This is a genomic window from Nocardiopsis suaedae, assembly GCF_027706745.1.
In the GTDB taxonomy this organism is placed as follows: domain Bacteria; phylum Actinomycetota; class Actinomycetes; order Streptosporangiales; family Streptosporangiaceae; genus Nocardiopsis_A; species Nocardiopsis_A suaedae.
In genome coordinates, this window is record NZ_JAQFWP010000001.1 from 160,995 (window position 1) to 183,074 (window position 22,080).

Sequence of the window (22,080 nt, forward strand, 5' to 3'; positions counted from 1 at the left end):
AGATGGACACGACGCGCAAGCACCCCGCCCGGCGCACGGCCCTGGCGGCCGCGGCGCTGGGCGCCGCCCTGTCCCTGGCCGCGACCGCCTGCGGCGGCGTCGGCGACGCCGCCCGCCCCGAGGGCGAGAACGGCACCGTCGGCATCTCCATGCCCACCAAGTCCTGGGAGCGGTGGGTGCAGGACGGCGACAACATGGTCGCCGCCCTGGAGGAGGCCGGGTACGGCGCCGACCTGCAGTACGCCGAGGACGTCGTCGAGGACCAGGTCGCCCAGATCGAGAACATGATCACCAAGGACGTGGACGTGCTCGTCGTCGCCCCCGTCGACGGCGAGGCCCTCACCGACGTCGTCCAGCAGGCCGAGGACGCCGACATCCCCGTGCTCGCCTACGACCGGCTGATCATGGACGCCGAGGGCGTGGACGCCTACGCCACCTTCGACAATTTCAAGGTCGGCGAGCTCCAGGGGCAGTACATCGCCGACCAGCTGGACCTGGAGAACGAGGAGGGCCCCTTCACCATCGAGCTGTTCGGCGGCTCGCCCGACGACAACAACGCCTACTACTTCTTCGACGGCGCCATGTCGGTCCTGCAGCCCTACATCGACGACGGCGTGCTGGAGGTGCCCAGCGGCCAGACCGAGATGAACCAGATCGCGACCATGCGCTGGGACGGGGCCGTGGCCCAGGACCGGATGGACAACCTGCTCGGCGCCCACTACTCCGACGAGGAGCTGGACGCGGTGCTCTCGCCCTTCGACGGCATCAGCACCGGCGTCATCTCCTCCCTCAAGGGCGCCGGATACGGCACCGGCGACAAGCCGCTGCCGGTCGTCACCGGCCAGGACGCCGAGACCGCCTCGGTCAAGTCCATCATCGACGGCGAGCAGACCCAGACGGTGTTCAAGGACACCCGCGACCTGGCCGACGCCGCCGCCGGGATGGCCGCCTCCCTCGCCCAGGGCGAGGAGCCGAAGGTCGACGACACCGAGTCCTACGACAACAACGCCAAGGTCGTGCCCGCCCGCCTGTTGGAGCCGGTCTCGGTGGACGCCTCCAACTACGAGGAGGTCCTCATCGACAGCGGCTACTACGAGGAGTCGGACCTGAAATGACCGCCGCCGACCACTGGGGGCCGCCGGCGCTGAGCATGCGCGGCATCCGCAAGACCTTCCCGGGCGTGGTCGCCCTGGACGGGGTCGACCTGGAGGTCCGGCCCTCCGAGATCCACGCCGTCACCGGGGAGAACGGCGCCGGGAAGTCCACCCTGATGAAAGTGCTCAGCGGGGTGCACCCGCACGGCACCTACGAAGGGCGCATCGAGGTGGAGGGGAGCGAGCGCCGCTTCTCCTCCACCTCCGACAGCGAGCGCGCCGGGATCGCCATCATCCACCAGGAGCTGGCGCTGGTCCCGCAGCTCAGCATCGCCGAGAACGTGTTCCTCGGCAATGAGCGGGCCCGCCGGCGCTTCGGCCTGGCCGTCGTCGACCAGGAGGTCTCGGTCGCCCGCGCGCGCGACCTGCTGGAGCGGGTCGGCCTGGACGCCGACCCCTCCGCCCCGCTGGGCGAGCTCAGCGTGGGCCGCCGCCAGCTCGTGGAGATCGCCAAGGCGATCGCCAAGCAGGTGCGGGTGCTCATCCTCGACGAGCCCACCTCCGCCCTCAACGAGGCCGAGAGCGACGCCCTGCTGCGCCTGCTGCTGGAGTTCAAGGAGCAGGGCATCGCCTCCATCCTCATCTCCCACAAGCTCGGCGAGGTCACCCGGGTCGCCGACCGGATCACCGTGCTGCGCGACGGCCGCAGCATCGAGACCCTGGACGGCGCCCGCGGGGAGGTCACCGAGGAGCGCATCATCCGCGGCATGGTCGGCCGGGACCTGGAGCACCGCTACCCCGGTCCGCCCGGCGGCGCCGGGCCGGTGCGCTTCGAGGTGCGCGACTGGACCGTGGACCACCCGGTGCAGCGGGGCCGCCGCATCGTCGACGGCGCCCACCTGGAGGTGCGCGCCGGGGAGATCGCCGGGCTCGCCGGGCTGATGGGCGCGGGCCGCACCGAGCTGGCCATGAGCCTGTTCGGCCGCTCCTACGGGCGGTACGTGCGCGGCACCCTGCTCAAGGACGGCACCCCGCTGGCCCCGCGCCACCCGGCCGAGGCCGTGGCCGCCGGGATCGCCTACGTGCCCGAGGACCGCAAGGAGCTCGGGCTGGTCCTGGACGACCCGGTGCGCTCCAACCTGACCCTGGCCGGGCTGGGCCGCCTGGGCCGGGGCGGGGTGGTGGACGCGGCCGCCGAGCACGCCGTCGCCGAGGACCTGCGCACCCGCATGGGGGTGCGCTGCCGCGACAACGGCCAGGCGGTGGTCGAGCTCAGCGGCGGCAACCAGCAGAAGGTGGTGCTCGGCCGGTGGGTGTACACCCGCCCCGACCTGCTCGTCCTGGACGAGCCCACCCGCGGCGTCGACGTCGGCGCCAAGTACGAGATCTACGAGGCGGTGCGGGCGATGGCCGCCGAGGGGGCGTGCGTGCTGCTCATCTCCTCGGAGCTGCCCGAGCTGCTGGGCATGTGCGACCGCGTCTACGCCATGTGCGAGGGGCGGATCACCGGCTGCCTGCCCGCCGACGAAGCCGACCAGGAGGCACTCATGACGCTCATGACCGGCGCCCCGCCCGCGGGCGCCGCCGAGGGGGGCCGGTGAGGGCCGCGGCGGCCGGAGGGGCCGCCTCGGTGCGCGCGGCGCTGCGCGGCAACGCCCGCCGCTACGGCATGGTCATCGCCCTGGCCGCGATCGTGGTGCTGTTCCAGATCCTCACCGGCGGGCTGCTGCTGCGCCCCGCCAACGTCAGCAACCTCGTCCTGCAGAACTCCTACGTGCTCATCCTCGCCGTGGGCATGATGCTGGTGATCATCACCGGGCACATCGACCTGTCGGTGGGCTCGGTCGTGGCCTTCACCGGCGCCGTATCGGCCATCATGCTCGCCGAATGGGGGCTGCCGCTCCTGGTGGTCCTGCCGCTGGCGGTGCTGGTCGGCGGGTTGATCGGCGCCTGGCAGGGGTTCTGGGTGGCCTATGTGGGGCTGCCCGCCTTCATCGTCACCCTGGCCGGGATGCTCGTCTTCCGCGGCCTGACGCTGCTCGTGCTCGGCGGCGAGTCGGTCGGCGACCTGCCGTCCTCGGCGCGCAGGCTGGCCACCGGGTTCGTGCCGGGCTTCGAGGCCGGCGGGGTCGACCTCGTGCCGCTGGGCCTGGGCGCCGCGGTGGCGGCCCTGGTCGTCGTCGGCCTGCGCACCTCCCGCTCCCGGGCGCTGCGGCACGGGATCCGGGTGGTGCCCGCGCCCGCCGCCCTGGCGGTGCAGGCGCTGGCCGTGGCGGCGGTGCTCGCCCTGTGCGCCGCCTTCGCCCTGCACAGCGGGGTCCCCTGGGTCGGCGCCCTGCTGCTGGTGCTGATCGCCGGGTACGCGCTGTTCATGGCGGCCACCGTGCCCGGGCGCCGGGTCTACGCCACCGGCGGCAACCCCAAGGCGGCCGAGCTGTCCGGGGTGCGCACCAAGCGCACCGTGTTCTGGGTGTTCGTCAACATGGGGGCGCTGTCGGCGCTGGCCGGGCTGGTCTTCACCGCCCGGCTCAACCTCGCCGCGCCCGGCGCGGGCACCATGTTCGAGCTGGACGCCATCGCCGCCGCCTTCATCGGCGGGGCGTCGGCCTCGGGCGGCGTGGGCACCGTCGTCGGCGCCGTGGTCGGGGCGCTGGTGATGGGCGTGCTGAACAACGGCATGTCCATCATCGGGCTCGGCGTGGACTGGCAGCAGGCCATCAAGGGCCTGGTGCTGCTGGTGGCGGTCGCCTTCGACGTGCTGGGCAAGAAGGGGACGCTGGCCTCCGGCCTCGAAGGGCTCCGGGGCCTGTTCGGAGGGCGCGGAGGCGGCCCCTCCGGCACCGCCGGGACGGACGGCGCCGGGGAGGGGTCACCCCTTCATGGCGCCGCCCAACGAGAACCCGCCGCCCAGGAAGCGGGCGACGGCGGCGTAGAGCAGCACCACCGGCAGGGTGTACAGCAGTGAGTACGCCGCCAGCGGTCCGTAGTCCATCGAGCCGTACTGCCCGAAGAAGGTGTAGATCCGCACGGCGGCCGGCAGCCGCTCGGGGGTCTGCAGCAGCACGAACGGCACGAAGAAGTTCCCCCAGGCCAGCACCAGGGTGAACACGCCCACCACGGACAGGCCCGGCAGCGCCAGCGGCACCACGACGCGCAGCAGCGACTGCCGGGCCGAGGCCCCGTCCGCCCACGCGGCCTCCTCCAGCTCCACCGGGATGCCGTCCAGGAAGCTCTTGGTGAGCCAGATCCCGAACGGCATCCCGGCCGCGGCCAGGAACAGCATCACGCCCCACCGCGAGTCCACCATCCCGACGCGGGAGAACAGGCTGTACACCGGCACCATGATCGCGGTGATCGGCAGCCCGGTGGCGAAGAGCACCGTGTAGAGGAACGGGCGGCCGAAGCGCAGCTGGAAGCGGGACAGCGGGTAGGCGGCCAGCACCGAGGCGACCACGGTCACCAGCGCCGCGCCGCCGCACATCCACAGCGAGTTCGCCAGCGGGACGAACAGGGTGTCCGGGGTGGCCACGGTGGCGAAGTGCTCCAGCGTCGGCTCCCGGGGCAGCCGCGCCCGGGAGGCGGCCTCGGAGTCGAAGGCCGCCGCCAGCCACAGGGCGGGCAGGGCGAACGCTGCGGCGAGCAGCGCCAGCAGGGCGTGCACCACCGCGGCGGCGGCCGCCCGCCGGGGCGCGGCCACCGTCCACGGGCGGGGGCCGCGCCCCGGCGCCCGCCCCTGCCGGTCCCTCCGCACCGTCCGTGCCGTCCGTGCCGTCATCGGACCTCCTCGGGACGGAGCGTGCGCAGGTACACCGCCGAGAACAGCCCCGCCACCGCCAACAGCGCCAGGGCGACCGTCGTCCCGTAGGCGATGTCGCCCATCCGCAGCGCCTCGGTGTACATCAGCAGCGGCAGGGTGGTGCTCCGCCCGCCCGGGCCGCCGGCGGTCATCACGTAGATCAGGGTGAACACCTGCACCGTCTGCAGGGTGACCAGGAGCAGGGTCGCGGCCACCGTGCGGCGCAGCAGCGGCAGCACGATGTGCCGCACCACCCCCGCGGTTCCGGCCCCGTCGACCCGGGCCGCGTCCTTGAGGTCCCCGGGCACCTCGGACAGCGCCGCCGAGTAGGCCATCATCGAGAAGGCGGTGCCCTTCCAGGCGTTGGCCAGGACGACCGCCAGGATGGGCACGGTGGTCAGCCACGCCTGCTCCGGCGCGCCCAGGGCGCCGAGCACCCGGTTCAGCGTCCCCCCGCTCTCCAGGAACGCCGCCCACACGAACCCGGCGACCACCTCGGGCAGCACCCAGGCGCCGACCACGATGCCGCCCACGACCGACCGCACCCACGGGCTCCGGCCCTGCATCAGCAGGGCCAGGAGCATCCCGAGCGCCGTCTGCCCGACGATGCCCGAGCCGATCAGGAAGACGGCCGTGAGGACGGTGGCGTTCAGCACCTCCGGGTCGGTGACCAGGCGCTCGAAGTTGGCGAGCCCGACGAACTCGGTACGGGCCGCCCCGGGGCCGGTCAGGGCGGCGTTGGTGAAGGAGGCCCACAGGGTCCAGACGACGGGGGCGGCGAAGAACGCGAGCAGCAGCACGGCGGCCGGGGCGATCGGCGCCACCCGGGCGGCGGGGGAGGGGAGGAGCGGGTGGCGCCCCGCCCGTCCGCCCCGCGCGCCGCCCGAGCGCCCCGGTGCCCCCTCACCCACCGGTGACCTGGTCCGCGCCGACGATCTCCTCCAGTTCGCGGTCGTAGGCGGCGGCGGCCTCCTCCGGGGTGGCGTCGCCGAGCAGCACCGACTCGGTCGCCTGCTGGACCGCCTGCGACACCCGCGGGTACTCGCCGTAGGCGGGCCGGAAGTGCGTCACGTCGACCAGCTCGTTGGCCTCGGGGACGATCGGGGAGCGCTCCTGGTACTCCTCGGACTCGGCCACGTCGGCCCGCACCGGGATCTGCGCGCCGCGCACCGCGAACTCGGCGGCGTTCTCCTTGTTCAGGGCCATGGCCATGACCTCCCACGCCAGGCCGGGGTCGGCGGTCTGCGCGCCCATGGCCAGGGTCCAGCCGCCGGAGAGGCTGGTGGCGCCGGGGGCGGAGCCGTCCTGGGTGGGCATGGCGGTGAACGCCATCTCCTCCTCCCATTCGGGCCAGGGGCTGGCGCCGCCCTCGATCCAGGTCTGCGTGGCCCACGACCCGTCCAGGCTGATGGCCATCTCCCCCTGGGGCATCCGCTCCTCCAGGTTGAGCGTGGGGGCGTTGGCGTTGAGCATGTCCCGGGTGTCCAGGGAGAGGCCTTCGGAGTAGACGGTGTCGTAGAACTCCAGGGCGTCGACGAACCCCTGCGACCCGGCCGTCCACGTGCCCGACCCCTCGTCGTAGAGGCGGTCGGGGGTGCCGGTGAGCAGCATCTGGAAGCCCTGCATCGAGGACACCTCCCCGGCCGGGGTGCCGCCGAACAGGTTGAACGCGGTCACTTCGTCGCCGAACTCGTCCTGCACCGCGCGGGCGGCCTCCAGGACGGCGTCCCAGTCCTCCGGCTCCCAGGGCACCGCGACCCCGGCCTGCTCCAGCAGGGTGCGGTTGTACCAGAGGCCGCGGGTGTCGGTGCCGAGCATCACGCCGTAGCGGGAGCCGTCCCGCGCGGTCACGGCGGCATCGGCCTGCTCGCTGTACTGGTCGGCGTCCTCCCAGGACGCCCAGTACTCGTCGAGGGGGTGCAGGTACCCGGCCTCCACGTCCTGGTTGATGGTGAAACTGTCCTCGTAGAGGATGTCGGGGGCCTCGGAGGCCGACTGGTTCATCAGGTTGACCTGGGTCTGGTAGTCCTCGGCCGGGGCCTCGATGGGGTGCAGGTCGACGGTGACGCCCTCGTTGGCCGCCTCGAACTCCTCCTTGACCGTGCGCATGATCGCGTCCGCCGCGCGGAACGCGCCGAAGTCCTGGTAGACGACCTTCACCGTGCCGGGGTCGCGCCCGCTCCCCTCGCACCCGGCCGCAGCCGGGAGCGCGGCCAGGAGCAGCGCGGCCGCGGCCGCCGGTGCCCGCTTCATCGGCCACCTCCTCATCTGCGCACCCCGCCCGTGTGAGGTGCGCCACTCGAATGTCGCACGAGTGGGCCCCGCCGATCCACGGCCCCCTGAGGCCCCTGCGTCCGGAGTCACGGCCGAGGACTACCCTGGCGTGCGTGGCAGGACGGATCAGAGACGAAGACATCGCCCTCGTGCGCGAGCGCTCCCCCATCGCCGACGTGATCGGGGAGTACCTCCAGCTCCGCAACGCGGGCGGCGGCTCGCTCAAGGGCCTGTGCCCCTTCCACGACGAGAAGTCGCCGTCCTTCAACGTCACCCCCTCGCGGGGCCTCTACCACTGCTTCGGCTGCCAGGCCGGCGGCGACGTCATCACGTTCGTCCAGGAGATGGACCACATCTCCTTCGTCGAGGCCGTCGAGGCCCTGGCCGCCAAGGCCGGGATCCGGCTGCGCTACGAGGAGGGCGGGTACACCCAGCGCGGCGACCAGGGGCAGCGGCAGCGGCTCATCGAGGCGCACCGCGCCGCGCAGGAGTTCTACGCCGGGAAGCTGCTCGCCCCCGAGGCGCGGCACGCGCGGCGCTTCCTCACCGACCGGGGGTTCGCCCGCGCCGACGCCGAGCGGTTCGGGGTGGGGTACGCCCCCGGCGGGTGGGAGGCGCTCACCGCGCACCTGCGCGGCAAGGGCTTCAGCGACAAGGAGATCGTCACCGCCGGGCTCGGCGGCCAGGGCCGCCGCGGGGCCTACGACAAGTTCCGCGACCGCCTGGTGTGGCCGGTGCGCGAGGTCACCGGGGAGACCGTCGGCTTCGGCGCCCGCAAGCTCTCCGACCGGGACGACGGGCCCAAGTACCTCAACACCCCCGAGACCCCGATCTTCAAGAAGGGCCACCTGCTCTACGGCCTGGACATGGCCAAACGGGAGATGGCCCGCAGCGGCAGGGCCGTCATCGTCGAGGGCTACACCGACGTCATGGCCTGCCACCTGAGCGGGGTGCCCACCGCCGTCGCGACCTGCGGCACCTCCTTCGGGGAGGACCACGTCAAGCTGCTGCGCCGCATCCTGCTGGACCGGGGCGGCGCCAACGCGCGGGTGGTGTTCACCTTCGACGGCGACGCGGCCGGGCGCAAGGCCGCCGTGCGCGCCTTCGCCGAGGAGCACAACTTCGCCGCCGAGACCTTCGTCGCCGTCGAGCCGGACGGGCTCGACCCGTGCGACCTGCGGCTGCAGAAGGGCGCCGAGGCGGTCGAGCACCTCATCGGGGACGCCAAGCCGCTGTACGAGTTCATGGTCCGCGAGGTCATCGAGCGCTACGACCTGGACACCGCCGAGGGCCGCATGGCCGGGCTGGACGCCGCCGCCGAGATCGTGGCCAGCATCCGCAACGAGGGCGTGCGCAAGCTCTACGGGGTCCACCTGGACCGGTGGCTGGGCATCATGGACGAGGAGTTCGTCCGCCGCCGGGTGGAGCAGCACGTGCGCGGCGCCCGCACCGGCGGGGGGAGGCCGCGCGGCGGCCCCGCCCCGGCCGCGCCGCCCGGGGCCGCCGGGGCGGCCCCCTACGACCTGCGCGACCCCTCGCTGCACCGGGAGCGCCAGGCGCTCAAGATCGCGGTCCAGGCGCCCGGCCTGGCCGCCGGCTTCGACGAGCTGGACGAGGACGCCTTCACCGCGCCGCAGCACAAGGCGGTGCTGGAGCTCATCCGCGCCCAGGGCGGGGTGGCGGCCGCCGGGGACGGCGCCCAGTGGGCCGCCCGGCTGCGCGAGGCCGCGCCCGACGAGGAGCGGCGGGCCTTCGTCACCGCGCTGGGCGTGGAGCGGGTCGAGGTCGACGGCGAGCTGGACGAGCGCTACGCCCGCAACATCATCGACACGATCCTTGTTCATTCCGCCAACCGGGCCGAGGCAAACCTCAAATCGCGCCTGGCCCGGCTCGACCCCGCCGCCGACGCCGCGGAGTACAACCGCGTCTTCGCCGAGCTTCTCGCCGCCGGCCAGCGCAAACGCGCGGTGCGCGAGCGCATCGCCGGGGCGGGGTAGCAGTGAGGTGACAATACTGGTTCTCTCTATTCGGCTGCATGAGCGGGCACACTGTAAGGGTGGCTCTATCGGTGCTGCCCAGCGAAACGCCTCCGGTCCGGCAGGTGGCGCAGCTGGTCGCGGGCTCCGGTGCCGGGGAACCGGTCACCGTGGCCGACGTCGCCACGGCCCTTGAGCGGCTGGACCTGTCACCCGACGCCCTGGACCAGGTCGTCCGCGGACTCGTCCGGCACGGGGTCGACGTCGTCGACCCGGCCGCCGAGGAGGCCGCCCCGGCCGACCCCGGCCGCCGCGCGTCCACCAGCGACCTGGTCCGGATCTACCTGCGCGAGATCGGGCGCGTTCCGCTCCTGACGGCAGAAGAAGAAGTCGAACTGGCCAAATCGATCGAGGTCGGGCTGTTCGCGGCGGAGAAGCTGCGCCAGGCCCGGTCGGGTCCGGTGCCCGTGCAGATGGGCCCCGGGCTCGCCGAGGACCTCGACCACCTCGTCCGCGAAGGCGAGCGCGCCAAGCGCCGCCTGATCGAGTCGAACCTGCGCCTGGTGGTCTCCATCGCCAAGCGCTACATCGGCCGGGGCCTGCTCTTCCTGGACCTGATCCAGGAGGGGAACCTGGGGCTCATCCGCGCCGTGGAGAAGTTCGACTACACCAAGGGATTCAAGTTCTCCACCTACGCCACCTGGTGGATCCGCCAGGCCATCACCCGCGCCATCGCCGACCAGGCGCGGACCATCCGCATCCCGGTGCACATGGTGGAGACGATCAACAAGCTGATGCGGGTGCAGCGCCGGCTCCACCAGGAGCTGGGGCGCGAACCCACCCCGGCCGAGCTCTCCGGGGAGCTCGGGTGCGGCGACGAGCGGGTCCAGGAGATCCAGCGCATCGCCCAGGAACCGGTGTCCCTCCAGGCCCCCATCGGGGAGGAGGACTCCGACTTCGGCGACTTCATCGAGGACTCCGACGCGGTGGTCCCGGTGGAGGCGGCCGCCTTCATCATGCTCCAGGACCACCTGGTCGACCTGCTGGGCGGGCTGTCCGACCGCGAGCAGCGCATCATCCAGCTGCGGTTCGGCCTGGCCGACGGGCACCCGCGCACCCTGGAGGAGGTGGGGCGGGAGTTCGGGGTGACCCGCGAGCGCATCCGCCAGATCGAGTCCAAGACCCTCGCGAAGCTGCGCCACCCCTCGCGCGCGCAGATGCTCCGCGACTACCTGGACTGAGGGCGCGGTCCCGTCCGGCCCGCCGCCGGGGTCCGGCCCCGCGCGGGCCGGGGCGAACGACCGGAGGCGCCGCCGGGTTCCCGCACCCGGCGGTTCGGCCTGATGTGGCCGCGTGTACCCGGCCGTGTACTCCGGAAGGGGCCCTGAAGCTACCTTCTTAGTGATGTCAGCGCAGCGGCAGACGGCGCCCCGCAAGGGGCGGGTACTCATCGGGGTCGTCGCGGCAGTGGCCCTCGGCGCCCTCTTCTTCGGCGCGTTCACCCGCGTCGTGGACTACGCGCCCGCCGGGAGCGGAGACGGGAACGGCCTGCGCAGGCTGGCCTACTTCGCCGACTGGAACACGGCCAACCGCGGCTACTCGGTCAAGGACATGCGCGACAGCGGCGCCGCCGAGCGCCTCACCCGCGTGATGTGGGCCTTCGGCGAGGTCAGCGACGAGGGGCGGTGCTTCATCGACCCCGAGGCCGACCAGCCGTGGGAGATCTACCAGCGCCGCTACGACGCCGGCGAGAGCGTGGACGGCGCGGCCGACGACTACGAGCAGGACCTGGCCGGGAGCCTGAACCAGCTGCGCAAGCTGCAGGAGGAGGAGCCGTCCCTGTCGGCGAGCATCTCCATCGGCGGGTGGAACACCTCCACCTACTTCTCCGAGGCGGTGCGCACCGAGGAGTCCCGCCGGGAGTTCGTGTCCTCCTGCATCGACCTGTGGATCCGGGGGGACCTCCCGCGGCTGAACGACGAGCCGCAGGGCGGGCCGGGCGCGGCCGCGGGCATCTTCGACGGCATCGACCTGGACTGGGAGTGGCCCGGCGGGTCCGGGCACCCGGACAACGTCGAGCACCCGGACGACCCCCGCAACTTCACCCTGGTCGTGCAGGAGTTCCGGCGCCAGCTCGACGCCCTGGAGGAGGAGACCGGGCAGGAGTACACGCTCTCGGTGTCGCTGGCCAACGACGCGGAGATCATCGACGCCAGCTACGAGCCCGAGGCCTTCGAGCCGATCGACTTCGCCACCGTGCAGGGCTACGACTTCACCGGGTCGTGGAGCCGCACCACCGCCCACCATTCGCAGCTGTACGCCCCCAGCGGCGACGAGGACGACCCCAGCGGCGACCGGGCCGTGCGCCAGCTGCTCGACCACGGGCTGCCGCGGGAGAAGCTGGTGCTCGGCTTCCCCGGGTTCGGACGCGGCTGGTCGGGGGTGTCCCCGGAGGACTTCGGGCGCCACGCGCCCGCCCAGGGGCCCGCCGAGGGCGACTACGGGGAGGCCACCGACTCCTACGGCGACCTGAGGGACCGTCCGGGCCAGCGCTTCTTCGACCCGATCCACGGCGCGTACTGGCTGTACGACGGCGACGAGTGGTGGACTTACGACACCCCCGGGATCGTCCGGATGAAGGGGGCGTACGTGCGCCGCGAGGAGCTGGCCGGCCTGATGCTGTGGAACCTGGACATGGACCCCGACGCCGAACTGGTCGAGGCCATGGACGAGTCCCTGAAGGGCGACTGAGCGGATTCCCGGCGGCGGAGGCGGGGCCGCCCGCCCCCGCCGCTCCGGTCACGTCCTGCGGTGCTCGGCCACGCCCGCGCCCGGGCGCCAGTGCCGGATCGTCAGCCCGCCGTCCTCGACCGAGGTCAGCACCACCCCGGTCGGCATCAGGCGGAACAGGTGGAACGGTCCTGGCGGAACGCCCACCTCGCGGAAGGCCTCCAGCTCTTCGGGGTCGGTGACCTCGACCGCCGTCCCCGACACCTTGGCGTCCCCGTCGCCCATGGCCTCCTCGGCGTCCTCCCGGGTCGCCTCGCCCGGGTTGGCGTGCAGCGCGAACCGGCCGTCGCGCTGGAGGTCGCGCGCCTTGACCGCGCCCGGCATCGACCCCAGGGTCAGGTGGCGGCCGTAGAACTGCACCTCGGTCCCGCTGACCCGGGGCGCCCCGTCGGAGCGCAGCGTGGCCAGCACGTGGTGCAGGGTCCGCTCGAACCTCCCGCGCACCCGCGCGGCCAGCTCCGGGGCCTCCTCCTCGAACACCGCCCAGGGAACGCCCTGCCCCTCGCCCGCCCCCGTACCGGCCGCGCCGCCGCTGTTCTTCTCCATCGTGTCCATGCCCTCCAGGGTCCCCGTCCTTCCTGACATCTTCTGTCAGGTTGCGGGGCGGGTGCGGATTCGGCGCGCCGCGCGGGCGGACGGTTGTCACGCGGTGCCGCGCCGCGACAGGGTGGGGCCCATGCGCGACACCCTCAGCGGCACCGCCGGCCCCGACGACACCCCCTCCCGGGACGCCGCACCCGGGACCCCCGACGGGGTCGACACCGAAGCCCTCCGGCGCGCCCTGCGGTCCGGGGTGGCCGGGCGGGTGGCCTTCGACCCCGGCACCCGCGCCCTGTACACCGCCGACGCCTCCAACTACCGCAGCGTCCCGCTCGGGGTGGTGCTGCCCCGCACCGCCGACGACGTCATCGCCGCCGTCGCGGTCTGCGCCGAGTACGGGGTGCCCCTCACCCCGCGCGGCGGGGGCACCAGCATCGCCGGGAACGCCATCGGACCCGGGGTGGTCATCGACGCCTCCCGCCACCTGACCGCCATCGAGGAGGTCGACCCGGACGCCCGCACCGCGCGGGTGCAGCCCGGGGTGGTCCTGGACCGGCTGCGCGAGGCCGCCGCCCCGCACGGGCTCACCTTCGGCCCCGACCCCTCCACGCACAGCCGCTGCACCCTGGGCGGCATGATCGGCAACAACGCGTGCGGGTCGCACTCGGTGGCCTGGGGCACCACCGCCGACAATGTCGAGTCGCTGGACGTGCTGCTGGCCGACGGCACCCGGATGCGGGTGGGCGCCACCTCCGAGGAGGAGTTCGACCGGCGGGCGGCCCTGCCCGACCGGGAGGGGCGCGTCTACGCCGGGCTGCGCGACCTGGCCGCCGCATACGCCGACCCGCTGCGCACCGGCATGCCGCGGCTGGCCCGCAGGGTGTCCGGGTACGCCCTGGACCGGCTGCTGCCGGAGAACGGCGGCAACATCGCCCGGGCGCTCACCGGCACCGAGGGCGGCTGCGTCACGGTCCTGGGCGCCACCGTGAACCTGGTGCCCGCGCCGCCCGCCAAGGCCCTGGCGGTGCTGGGCTACCCCGACGCCCCCGCCGCCGCCGACGCGGTGCCCGAGATCCTCGTGCACGGCCCGCTCACCGTGGAGGGCCTCAACGAGCGCCTGGTCGCCGGGCTGGACCGGCCCGGCGCCCGCTCCGGGGTGGCCCTGCCCGACGGGCGCGCCTGGCTGCTGGTCGAGCTGGCCGGGGAGGACGCGGGCGCTGCCGCCGCCGCGGGGCACGCCCTGGTCGCCGCGCTCAAGGGCGGCGCCCGCCCCGCCGGTTCGGCGGTGGTCACCGACCCGGCGCAGGCCCGCGCCCTGTGGCGGATCCGCGAGGAGGGGGCCGGGCTCACCTCCCGCACCGCCTCCGGCGCCGAGGCCTGGTCGGGGTGGGAGGACGCCGCCGTCCCGCCCGAGCGGCTCGGCTCCTACCTGCGCGAGTTCGACCGCCTCATGGAGCGGCACGGGCGCGACGGCGTCGTCTACGGGCACTTCGGCGAGGGCTGCCTGCACGTGCGCATCGACTTCGAGCTGGACACGGATCCGGGCGTGCGGAACTACCGGGCGTTCATGGAGGACGCCGCCGACCTGGTGGTCGCGCACGGCGGGTCCATCTCCGGTGAGCACGGCGACGGCCGGGCCCGCTCGGAGCTGCTGCCCCGGATGTACGGCCCGGAGCTGATGGAGGCCTTCGGCGCGTTCAAGCGGGTGTGGGACCCCGGCGGGCTGATGAACCCCGGCGCGGTGGTCGCCCCGCGCCCGCTCGACGCCGACCTGCGGGTGCCCGCCTCGGGGAGGGCGCCGCTGACCGTGCTCTCCTACGCCGAGGACGGCGGCGACTTCGCCAAGGCCCTGCGCCGCTGCTCGGGGGTGGGCAAGTGCCGCCGCCACGAGGGGCCCGGCGTGATGTGCCCGAGCTACCAGGTCACCCGGGAGGAGAAGCACTCCACGCGCGGGCGGGCGCGGTTGCTGTTCGAGATGCTCAACGGCGAGGTGGTCACCGACGGGTGGCGCTCGGAGGAGGTCCGCGACAGCCTCGACCTGTGCCTGTCCTGCAAGGGCTGCCTGAGCGACTGCCCGGTCGACGTGGACATGGCCTCCTACAAGGCCGAGTTCCTGCACCACCACTACAAGGGGCGGCTGCGTCCGGCGTCGCACTACTCGATGGGGTGGCTGCCGGTGTGGGCGCGGCTGGCGTCGCTGGCCCCGGCCGAGGCCGACCGGGCGGTCCGCACGCCGGGGCTGTCGGCCCTGCTGAAGCGGGCCGGGGGGATCGCCCGGGAGCGGGACCTGCCGTCGTTCCCCCGCACCACGTTCACCCGCTGGTTCCGGCGTCGGCCCCCGGCGCCCGGGCACCGGGGCGCGGTGGTGCTGTGGCCCGACACCTTCGGCACCTACCTGGAGCCGCGGGTGCCCGCCTCGGCCGTGCGGGTCCTGGAGAGCGCCGGGTTCCGGGTGGTGCTGCCCAAGGGGCCGGTGTGCTGCGGGCTGACGTGGGTGTCGACCGGGCAGCTCGGGACGGCCCGCCGGGTGATGCGGCGGTCGGTGCGGGCCCTGGAGCCCTTCACCCGGGCGGGCGTGCCGGTCGTGGGGCTGGAGCCGAGCTGCACCGCGGCGCTGCGCACCGACCTGAAGGAGCTGCTGCCGGGCGAGGGCGCCGAGCGCACGGCGGCGTCGGTGCACACGCTGGCGGGGTTCCTGAGCGAGGCGGCCCCCGACTGGGAGCCGCCGCGGGTGGCGGGCGACGCGCTGGCGCAGGTGCACTGCCACCAGCACGCGGTCATCGGCTACGACGCCGAGCGGGCGCTGATGGACCGGGCGGGCATCCGCACCCGGGTGCTGGACTCGGGCTGCTGCGGCCTGGCGGGCAACTTCGGGTTCGAGGAGGGGCACTACGCGGTGTCGAAGGCGGTGGGGGAGCAGTCCCTGCTGCCGGAGGTGCGGGGCGCCGACCCGGACACGATGGTGGTGGCCGACGGGTTCAGCTGCCGCACCCAGGTCGTGCAGGAGACCGGCCGCACCGCCGTGCACCTGGCGGAGGCCCTGGCGAGCGGCCTGCCGAAGGGCTGAGACACGGACCGGGCCCAGCACCTGCGAGTCAGGTGCTGGGCCCGTGGCGCGGTGCGGGGCTTCGCGGGCTCACACGCCCCAGAAGTCCCGGCCGCAGGGGTAGTCGTCCTCCGACAGGTAGGCCGGCAGGTCCGGGTCCAGCAGGTCGGCGTGCTCGGCCGCGCCCATGTTGTACTCCTCGCGGGCGCCGAGGCAGTCGTACATGTTCTGGAACAGCGTCTCGATCTGCTCCGCACTGGCGCCCTCGTCGGTGGAGGCCTCGGCGAAGTCCTGCATCGAGCTGTCGAGGTCGTCGCTGAGCGTCGTCACCTCGTCGTACAGGCCCGGGAGATCGGCGTCCTCGTAGGCCTGCTGCGCCTCCTTCTCTCGCTCCTCCGCCTCTTTCTCATTGCCCTGGATCTCGCCGCCGAGCGCCTCGATCTCGTCGTTGGCGGAGTTGAGGTCGGCGGTGGTCTGCTCGTTCTGCATGTAGAAGTACACGCTTCCGCCCGCGCCCGCCAGGGCGAGGACCACGACCACGGCCAAGGTGATGATCAGGCCGGTCGGCTTCTTGCCGGGCGCGGACGGCGGTGCGGGGGCGGGCTGCTTGTCCCACGGGTTCTGCGGTCCGCCGGGACCCGGGGCGCCGGGCCCGGACGGCCCGCCGGGGCCCTGCCCGTGGCCGCCGGGAACGGCGCCGGGCGGCTGCGCCCCGGGCGGCTGCGCCCCGGCCGGAGGGGTCGGCCGGGCCCCGGGAGGGTTCTGCCCGGGCGGGACGCCCGGAGCCCCCGGGGCTCCGGGAGCGCCGGGGGCGCCCTGCCCCGGGGCGGGCCCGGCGCCGGGCCCGCGGTACGGGTCGGAGGGGCCGTGCGGTGGGACGGGAGGGTTCGGGGACCCCATGGTTCTCCTGTCTACGACGCTGTGTGGCGTGCCGGTCGGTCGGCGCCCCGGTACGGCTCGGGGGACCGTGGTGCGGTGGTGGTCGGGGGGAGACCGGTACCGGAGAGTACGCGGGCCGTGACCGGCTTTCCCAACGTTAGAGCCCCTTTGGGGGCGGAATGTTCTCAGGGGCGGTGAAAAACGGTGGATCGTCCGACTCCGGCCGCGCGGGACCGGAGTGACCGGCGGGACGGGCGCTCATACCCCGGTCCGCTCGCGCACGGCCGCGAGTTCGCGCCCGACGGCCTCCCGCACCCGGGGGTCGTCCGGGTCCAGGCCGTCGTCCAGGTGCACCCGCCAGTCGACCTCGGCGCCGCCCGGCGGCCGCCGGGCCACCAGCCGGAACCCCGACCCGCCCTCCGGCAGCTCACCGCGGTGGCTGACCACGATGGTGGCGGTGACCCGCTCGTGCACCGTCTCGGCCAGCCGCCCCGGGTCGGGGACGGTGTACACGCGCTCGCCGGCGCCCTCCTCGGTGAAGGAGAACGCCTCGCCGTCGGCGTCCCACCGCGCGCGGTCGATGTCCTGCCAGGAGACGCGGCGCCCGTCGGGCAGGTGCAGGGCGCGGTCGGTGGACACGAGGGGCCCCTCGCGGGAGTCGGCGTGCGCCAGCACGCGTTCCCCCCGCTCCAGCCGGAGCCGGTCGCGGACCTCCCGGGGGACGGAGGGGCGGAGCCATCTCATGGGCCCACCCTAGAACGTCGGGCGCGCGGCGGTAAGTGGGGCGGGCGGGTGCGGTCCCCCGCGTCCCGCCCGCACCGTGATCCGCGGTGACCGGCTCCGGTCACCTGTCGGCGTCGGACCGGGCGCCTCCCGGACCGGAGCCGTTGGACCCGGCCCACGCCTCGGCCTCAGCGGCCATCTCCGCCTCCATCTCGGCCTCCTCCTCGGAGGTGGGCCGGGACAGGAAGTCGCGGACGGAGGTGACCGGGAGCCGCTCGCCCACCTTGGCGGCGACGGTCCTGCCGGCGTTGCCGACCTGGGCCCCGACGATGCCCGCGGTCTCCTGGACGGCGGGGTTCTCCACGATCCTGCGGGCGGTCCCGGCGATCTGCTCGTAGCGGGCGCGCCCGGCCTTGGCCCCGAGGACGTAGCCGACGGCGAGGCCGGCGATGAAGGTGATCCGGTAGCGCATGGGTACCCCTCGGCGTCGAGTTCTGATGGGTCCGACGTTACCCCGCGCGGCCGCCCCGTCCCCGGAAGCCGCCCGCGCGCAGGGCGATCGGGGCGGGGAAAGCTGTCACGAGCACGCCTGAAGGTGCGCTAGAGTATTACCTGTCGCCACGGGGGACCGGCCCACGATCCCACCGGAAGGCGGCGGGAGCACCATCCCGCGTAGCTCAATCGGCAGAGCAGCCGGCTGTTAACCGGCAGGTTACTGGTTCGAGTCCAGTCGCGGGAGCCATAGAGGTCTTACTAGAACCCTTACCCAAGCGGTTAACCCCTAGTAGCACCTCTACGGAGTTCAACGGCGTAGGGTCCTTCCCCTCTGGGGGGAGGGCCCTACGGTCGTTCTGGGCCTGCTCACCGAAGACGGGCGAGGGCACGCTAGCCAAAGCGTGCAGCCGGTCGAACGGCGCCTTGAGGTCATGGCCACCGATCCGGTCCTCTTCCAGGTAGAGGGCGTGGAAGATGGCCTGTTTGAGCATGCGCCGCTGCTGGTCATCGCAGCGCAGGTACAGCTCCTGCGGGTTCTCCAGCAGCTTCAGGCACACCTCGATCAACCGGGCGGCCTAGCTCACGGTCCTCGTTGGTACGGCCGAGGCGTTCGCCGATGCCGGCGCGTCGCTGTTCGACCTTGCGCAGCCGCGCCTTGATCTTCGCCTTGGGTAGTCCCTTTCTGGAGCGCGCATCGGTAAAGAGGTCGGCTACTCCGACCTGAAGGTAGCGCCCCCTCATTGAAGCCGGGCTCGTCACCGACGAGACGACCATCGTGGCGCCCGTGCACCAGCTCCAGGTGATTGACGAAGAGATCCCCGAGACCATGCACGACTTCAGTGTCGACCTCGTCACGCCGGACGAGGTCGTCCAGTGCGAGCGTCGCCAGTGCCCGAACGGCATCGTGTGAGAGGACTTGACGACGGAGTGAGGTGGAGGAGATTCCGGTGTCGGCAACACAGCAGAATGGTTAATTAGTTTTCCTGCTCTGGCCACCAATAGATTGTTCCTATGAACTGCTGGACGTGCTTGCGTTGGGCCGCTGTCAAATTATCGGTACCTCCAGCGCCAGGGTCAGCGATGGCCAGCAAGGTTCTGGGGTAAGTCTTGTATTTTTTGGTCACTTGTTCCTCGACGAAGGAAATTAGCTCGTCAAAGGCTTCAAATGCGGGGTTTACCTCTCTCCAGTGCGGTTCACGTCCAGCGTGGACAGCTCGGTTCCTCACATCGTACAGTTGGTTCCAGTAGATTCCAGCGGGTTTTTGATCGTTGTTCGTGTCCCAGTTTCCACCCAGTCTCTCGGGGAGCATTTTGGTAAAAAGGGGCCTGAAGTTAGTTGCCTTCAGCTGTTCTTCAATGGTTGTCCGAGATTCGCCTTCGTCGACAAGGGTTAGTTCAAAGATTCCGTAGAGATATCTTTCAACGGCTGTTTGTAGAAAAAGAATTGCGGACATGGCGTCGCCACTCATGAGGCGAGCTCGTGCTTCGACTGACAATTGGCGGGCCACGCGAAGCGGATGCGGCTTTTTTTCTGCTTCGCCCCGTCGCTCGTATCCAATGATGATGCGGGTGTGTTCGGCTTCGTCTGGAGAGTACGGCAGGAAACGTTCATTGTAGGGCTTGTTGTGTACCTGAATGAAGTTTCGGTCGATAGCTTCATTGGTCTCTTGATCAAGAATCTCGTAGACGATGCGAGGATCCAGCCCTTCTTTGGAGATGGTGCGCATCATCGTCTGTTTGGTAGCGACCTGTGAGGCGCCGATTAGTGAGTTGACGGCTGCTAGGCAACGCTCGAAGATGATGGATATTCGTTCTTCTCTCGTCGGTGAGGGTGTATTGAACTCTTCTCTGTAAATGCGGCTGGTTGTGAGAACGAGTACCCAGGTTTGCCAAGAGCGCTCGTCATTTCCAGGGTCGTAGCCATCGATGAGCGAGGCGAGCCCGTGGCCGTAAGGATCTTCCGCTAGATCGTGGAAGTTGATGTGGGTATGAGCAACGGTCATCTGCACGCGGTGTGCATCGTCCGGGTTGCTGCTGTGCCGCGGTGCGTACCCCGTACCAGGTGGGATCGGGAGATCGAAGGGGAGCCGAAAGTAGAAGACCAGCTTCACTGCTTCGGAGTCGACCATGAGTAAAGTATGCCATGCCCTGGGTCGGTACGAGCCATCTCGGGTATAGTAGAGAAATGAGCGACATCAAATACGATATAGCTGTCTCGTTTGCTGGCGAGCAACGTGGCTACGTTGCCCGCTTCGTGGAAGCCTGCAAGGCGCTTGGAGTCTCTGTCTTCTACGACAGGGATCTCACCAATGAGTGGTGGGGGAATAGCTTCATTCGGGAACAGCGCAAAGTTTACGGGGCGAAAACTCGCTATTTCGTGCCGTTTATCTCAACTGAATATCTGTCGAAGCCGATACCGCAAGATGAGTTCTCGGCTGCCATGATGGCCGCTGTTAATCAGGGGGACAGCTATGTGCTCCCGGTGCTCTGGGGTGATGTTCAGGTGCCAGCAGACCTCCTGCACCCACACATTCACTACCTGAAGGCCGGTGACTACACCCCTGAACGGTTGGCGGATGCGGTGGCGCAACGCATTGGGATATATCCGCAGCAAGCGGTGCGAGAAGTTGGCGAAGTCGTGCGTGAGGCCATGCAATACCGAATGCCAAAGGTCGTTCCGCAAGAATTTAGCAAATACCGTGAACTGAATATCGCATTCGACTATTTGGCAGAGCAATTGAGTTCCGCTGTGCGTCAATTGGAGGATGCTGGGTTTATTGGCACGGTGAATCGTACAGATTCAATGATCATGCTTCGCGTGGAACTTCAGGGCCACACTGTGTACTCTCTCGATATAACCAAGGGCGGCCCCTTTGGCGATGACAAACTCAACTTTGTCGTTGGTGGGAATCACATAAATACTCACGGTAATTCGAGTAATGGCCACGCTGCGCCATTTTTTGATCGTGATACTCAAATGTCGAAGTTGCGCATGTTCGATCTGTCGGTATTTTGTTCCATGGGCGGCCAAGATAAAGAGTATACCAAAGAGGAGTTCTTCGATGCGCTCTGGGATCGGATTATCGATCAGTTGGAGCGGTTGACTTAACCCGTAGCTCCAGAAACATGCATTGGTCGCTGTGGCGAGCGTCTCTACCGCTCGTGGCGGTCGCGGATCTGGACGCCGTGCTTGAGCTTGAGAAGGCGGTGGCGGACTGTGTCGGGGCTGATGCCGAAGTGGTCATCGACGCGTGCGAGTGACCAACCACTCTCTGGAGACGGGCGGCAACCCCAACTTGGTCGACGGGGAGGCCGCTCTGGCGTATAGGGGGCGTGCACGGCTGCGGCCTTGAGCACGGCCCTCAGCGGGAGGGCGGTGACCAAGGCGGTGATGAGGCCGAGGACCGCCATCCAGAAAGCGAAGAGCGGCGTTTTTGCCTGAGTGGTGTCGGTCGACATCATCCCGCTGAGCGCACCGAGCGGCCAGCCGAGCGCGTTCCCCGGGATGCACGCGGCCACGGTCCCCACGACCGCCGCGGAGGCCGCGGTGATCGGGCCGTCCCGGTCGGTCGGCCGAGGGGTGGTCATGGACCAGGAGGAGGGACCGGTCCGGCCGCCATGAGGACGCCTTCCGCCGAAGGTCTGCGGACGGTTCGACGTACCGGCGGCCCTGTCCGGTTGCTCCTAGCCTTCCAGGCGGGCGTCTCCCCAGGTGGCGAATCGGTCCCTGTCACCGCCTCCGGCGTCGGGGGTGGTGATGCGCATGACGAGTTCCAGCTTGCTGCCCGCGGAGACCGGGACGTCGAAGTCGTGGCTCTCCTGCATCGCCATGTCGCCGCTCTGAGCGGCGACCTTTCCGTCGACCCGGACCTCGAACTCCATCGTGGTGCCGAGCCTGGATTCGTCGGAGACCCCGGCCACGGCCCTGAACGCGGTGAAGCCCTCCGGCACGGTGTAGGTGAACACCTTCTCGTCGGCCACCGCGTTCAGCCGGTAGTAGACCGACTTCGGATACCGCGTACCGGCGATGGAGGCGGTCCCGTCGCTGACGACGACGCCCGACCCCTCGTCCTCGAGGTCTTCCAGGTAGACGGCCTCCACGGGGGCCGCCTCTGACGGGGAGGCCTCGCCCGGTTCCCCTCCGGTGTCCATTCCGGTCCCTCCGGTCCCGCCCTCTTGGCCGGAGGCCTCCGCCCCCTCCCGGCCGAAGGGCGATGCCGGAACGAGTCCAGTGGAGTAGGCCGCAGGAACCGCCGCCACCGCCATCACGACCAGGACCGACGCGAGCACCAGGCGCCGGCGTCGGCGGGGACGAGACTCGCCGTGGAGGTGGATGCCCCCGTGGATGTCCCTGGCCTGGAAGACCTTGTCGGCGTTCCCCGTGTTCTCGTTGCGGTGGTGTTCGGGGCCGGGCTCCTGCTTCGGGGGTCCTCCGTCCATTCGTCCTCCTTGATGCGTGCGGCTCCG

19 protein-coding genes and 1 tRNA gene are annotated in these 22,080 nt (G+C 71.2%); 10 read left to right on the plus strand and 10 right to left on the minus strand.

Annotated features, from left to right (window positions below; genetic code table 11):
* Positions 1 to 2 precede the first annotated feature (2 nt).
* The 3 genes from chvE to mmsB are packed head-to-tail and all read left to right on the plus strand — an operon-like array spanning position 3 to position 4,059.
* Positions 3 to 1,115: a multiple monosaccharide ABC transporter substrate-binding protein gene (gene chvE, locus O4U47_RS00700; protein WP_270675015.1), complete on the plus strand. Its 1,113-nt coding sequence runs from the start codon at positions 3 to 5 to the stop codon at positions 1,113 to 1,115.
* Entirely contained in the window at positions 1,112 to 2,695 is a 1,584-nt protein-coding gene (locus O4U47_RS00705; protein WP_270675018.1) for a sugar ABC transporter ATP-binding protein, read from the plus strand. The genes chvE and O4U47_RS00705 overlap by 4 nt, the downstream gene beginning before the upstream one ends.
* On the plus strand, positions 2,692 to 4,059 hold the full coding sequence (gene mmsB / locus O4U47_RS00710; RefSeq protein WP_270675021.1) for a multiple monosaccharide ABC transporter permease: 1,368 nt from the start codon (positions 2,692 to 2,694) through the stop codon (positions 4,057 to 4,059). The genes O4U47_RS00705 and mmsB overlap by 4 nt, the downstream gene beginning before the upstream one ends.
* On the opposite strand, the gene O4U47_RS00715 is transcribed toward mmsB, so the two are convergent.
* From O4U47_RS00715 to O4U47_RS00725, 3 genes are read right to left on the minus strand one after another with little or no spacing between them, the layout of a single operon-like run.
* Positions 3,964 to 4,869 (minus strand): carbohydrate ABC transporter permease, encoded by a 906-nt coding sequence (locus O4U47_RS00715; RefSeq protein WP_270675023.1) that lies wholly within the window; start codon positions 4,867 to 4,869, stop codon positions 3,964 to 3,966. The two genes, mmsB and O4U47_RS00715, sit on opposite strands and share 96 nt — an antisense overlap.
* Positions 4,866 to 5,801, minus strand: a complete 936-nt coding sequence (locus tag O4U47_RS00720) for a carbohydrate ABC transporter permease (protein WP_408638905.1) — start codon at positions 5,799 to 5,801, stop codon at positions 4,866 to 4,868. The genes O4U47_RS00715 and O4U47_RS00720 overlap by 4 nt, the downstream gene beginning before the upstream one ends.
* On the minus strand, positions 5,794 to 7,143 hold the full coding sequence (locus O4U47_RS00725) for an extracellular solute-binding protein (protein ID WP_270675026.1): 1,350 nt from the start codon (positions 7,141 to 7,143) through the stop codon (positions 5,794 to 5,796). Before O4U47_RS00725 ends, O4U47_RS00720 begins: the two co-directional genes overlap by 8 nt.
* A gap of 134 nt (positions 7,144 to 7,277) precedes the next feature.
* Here O4U47_RS00725 and dnaG point away from each other — a divergent pair, with 134 nt between their 5' ends.
* The 3 genes from dnaG (at position 7,278) to O4U47_RS00740 (ending at position 11,891) form a co-directional block, all read left to right on the plus strand.
* Positions 7,278 to 9,161: a DNA primase gene (gene dnaG / locus O4U47_RS00730; RefSeq protein WP_270675029.1), complete on the plus strand. Its 1,884-nt coding sequence runs from the start codon at positions 7,278 to 7,280 to the stop codon at positions 9,159 to 9,161.
* A 71-nt stretch (positions 9,162 to 9,232) separates the two neighbouring features.
* The gene (gene rpoD, locus O4U47_RS00735; protein WP_270675296.1) at positions 9,233 to 10,381 is read left to right on the plus strand and encodes an RNA polymerase sigma factor RpoD; all 1,149 of its coding nucleotides are present in this window, start codon (positions 9,233 to 9,235) and stop codon (positions 10,379 to 10,381) included.
* A gap of 163 nt (positions 10,382 to 10,544) precedes the next feature.
* Positions 10,545 to 11,891: a glycoside hydrolase family 18 protein gene (locus O4U47_RS00740; protein ID WP_270675038.1), complete on the plus strand. Its 1,347-nt coding sequence runs from the start codon at positions 10,545 to 10,547 to the stop codon at positions 11,889 to 11,891.
* Positions 11,892 to 11,939: 48 nt separating this feature from the next.
* Here the strand turns inward: O4U47_RS00740 and O4U47_RS00745 are convergent, their stop codons facing one another.
* Entirely contained in the window at positions 11,940 to 12,476 is a 537-nt protein-coding gene (locus tag O4U47_RS00745) for a pyridoxamine 5'-phosphate oxidase family protein (RefSeq protein WP_408638910.1), read from the minus strand.
* A gap of 130 nt (positions 12,477 to 12,606) precedes the next feature.
* Between O4U47_RS00745 and O4U47_RS00750 the strand changes: the two genes are divergently transcribed.
* The gene (locus O4U47_RS00750) at positions 12,607 to 15,537 is read left to right on the plus strand and encodes an FAD-binding and (Fe-S)-binding domain-containing protein (protein WP_270675044.1); all 2,931 of its coding nucleotides are present in this window, start codon (positions 12,607 to 12,609) and stop codon (positions 15,535 to 15,537) included.
* Positions 15,538 to 15,606: 69 nt separating this feature from the next.
* Here the strand turns inward: O4U47_RS00750 and O4U47_RS00755 are convergent, their stop codons facing one another.
* The 3 genes from O4U47_RS00755 to O4U47_RS00765 all read right to left on the minus strand — a co-directional run bounded on the left by O4U47_RS00755 (position 15,607) and on the right by O4U47_RS00765 (position 17,590).
* A complete protein-coding gene (locus O4U47_RS00755; protein WP_270675047.1) occupies positions 15,607 to 16,416 on the minus strand; it encodes a hypothetical protein in 810 nt (269 codons plus the stop codon).
* A gap of 237 nt (positions 16,417 to 16,653) precedes the next feature.
* Entirely contained in the window at positions 16,654 to 17,139 is a 486-nt protein-coding gene (locus O4U47_RS00760; RefSeq protein ID WP_270675050.1) for a hypothetical protein, read from the minus strand.
* A 100-nt stretch (positions 17,140 to 17,239) separates the two neighbouring features.
* Positions 17,240 to 17,590, minus strand: a complete 351-nt coding sequence (locus tag O4U47_RS00765; RefSeq protein WP_270675053.1) for a hypothetical protein — start codon at positions 17,588 to 17,590, stop codon at positions 17,240 to 17,242.
* Between the two features lie 194 nt (positions 17,591 to 17,784).
* Here O4U47_RS00765 and O4U47_RS00770 point away from each other — a divergent pair.
* Together O4U47_RS00770 and O4U47_RS00775 are read left to right on the plus strand one after the other, a co-directional pair.
* A tRNA-Asn gene (locus tag O4U47_RS00770) sits at positions 17,785 to 17,860 on the plus strand.
* A 537-nt stretch (positions 17,861 to 18,397) separates the two neighbouring features.
* On the plus strand, positions 18,398 to 18,523 hold the full coding sequence (locus O4U47_RS00775) for a hypothetical protein (RefSeq protein WP_270675056.1): 126 nt from the start codon (positions 18,398 to 18,400) through the stop codon (positions 18,521 to 18,523).
* 64 nt (positions 18,524 to 18,587) lie between these two features.
* Here the strand turns inward: O4U47_RS00775 and O4U47_RS00780 are convergent, their stop codons facing one another.
* The gene (locus O4U47_RS00780; RefSeq protein WP_270675058.1) at positions 18,588 to 19,742 is read right to left on the minus strand and encodes a hypothetical protein; all 1,155 of its coding nucleotides are present in this window, start codon (positions 19,740 to 19,742) and stop codon (positions 18,588 to 18,590) included.
* Positions 19,743 to 19,798: 56 nt separating this feature from the next.
* On the opposite strand from O4U47_RS00780, the gene O4U47_RS00785 reads away from it, so the two are divergent.
* The gene (locus O4U47_RS00785) at positions 19,799 to 20,722 is read left to right on the plus strand and encodes a toll/interleukin-1 receptor domain-containing protein (RefSeq protein ID WP_270675061.1); all 924 of its coding nucleotides are present in this window, start codon (positions 19,799 to 19,801) and stop codon (positions 20,720 to 20,722) included.
* Positions 20,723 to 20,766: 44 nt separating this feature from the next.
* Here O4U47_RS00785 and O4U47_RS00790 read toward each other — a convergent pair whose 3' ends face one another.
* Together O4U47_RS00790 and O4U47_RS00795 are read right to left on the minus strand one after the other, a co-directional pair.
* Positions 20,767 to 21,201, minus strand: a complete 435-nt coding sequence (locus O4U47_RS00790) for a hypothetical protein (RefSeq protein WP_270675064.1) — start codon at positions 21,199 to 21,201, stop codon at positions 20,767 to 20,769.
* A 96-nt stretch (positions 21,202 to 21,297) separates the two neighbouring features.
* Complete coding sequence (locus O4U47_RS00795; protein ID WP_270675067.1) at positions 21,298 to 22,053, minus strand: NPCBM/NEW2 domain-containing protein; 756 nt, start codon at positions 22,051 to 22,053, stop codon at positions 21,298 to 21,300.
* Positions 22,054 to 22,080: the final 27 nt, after the last annotated feature.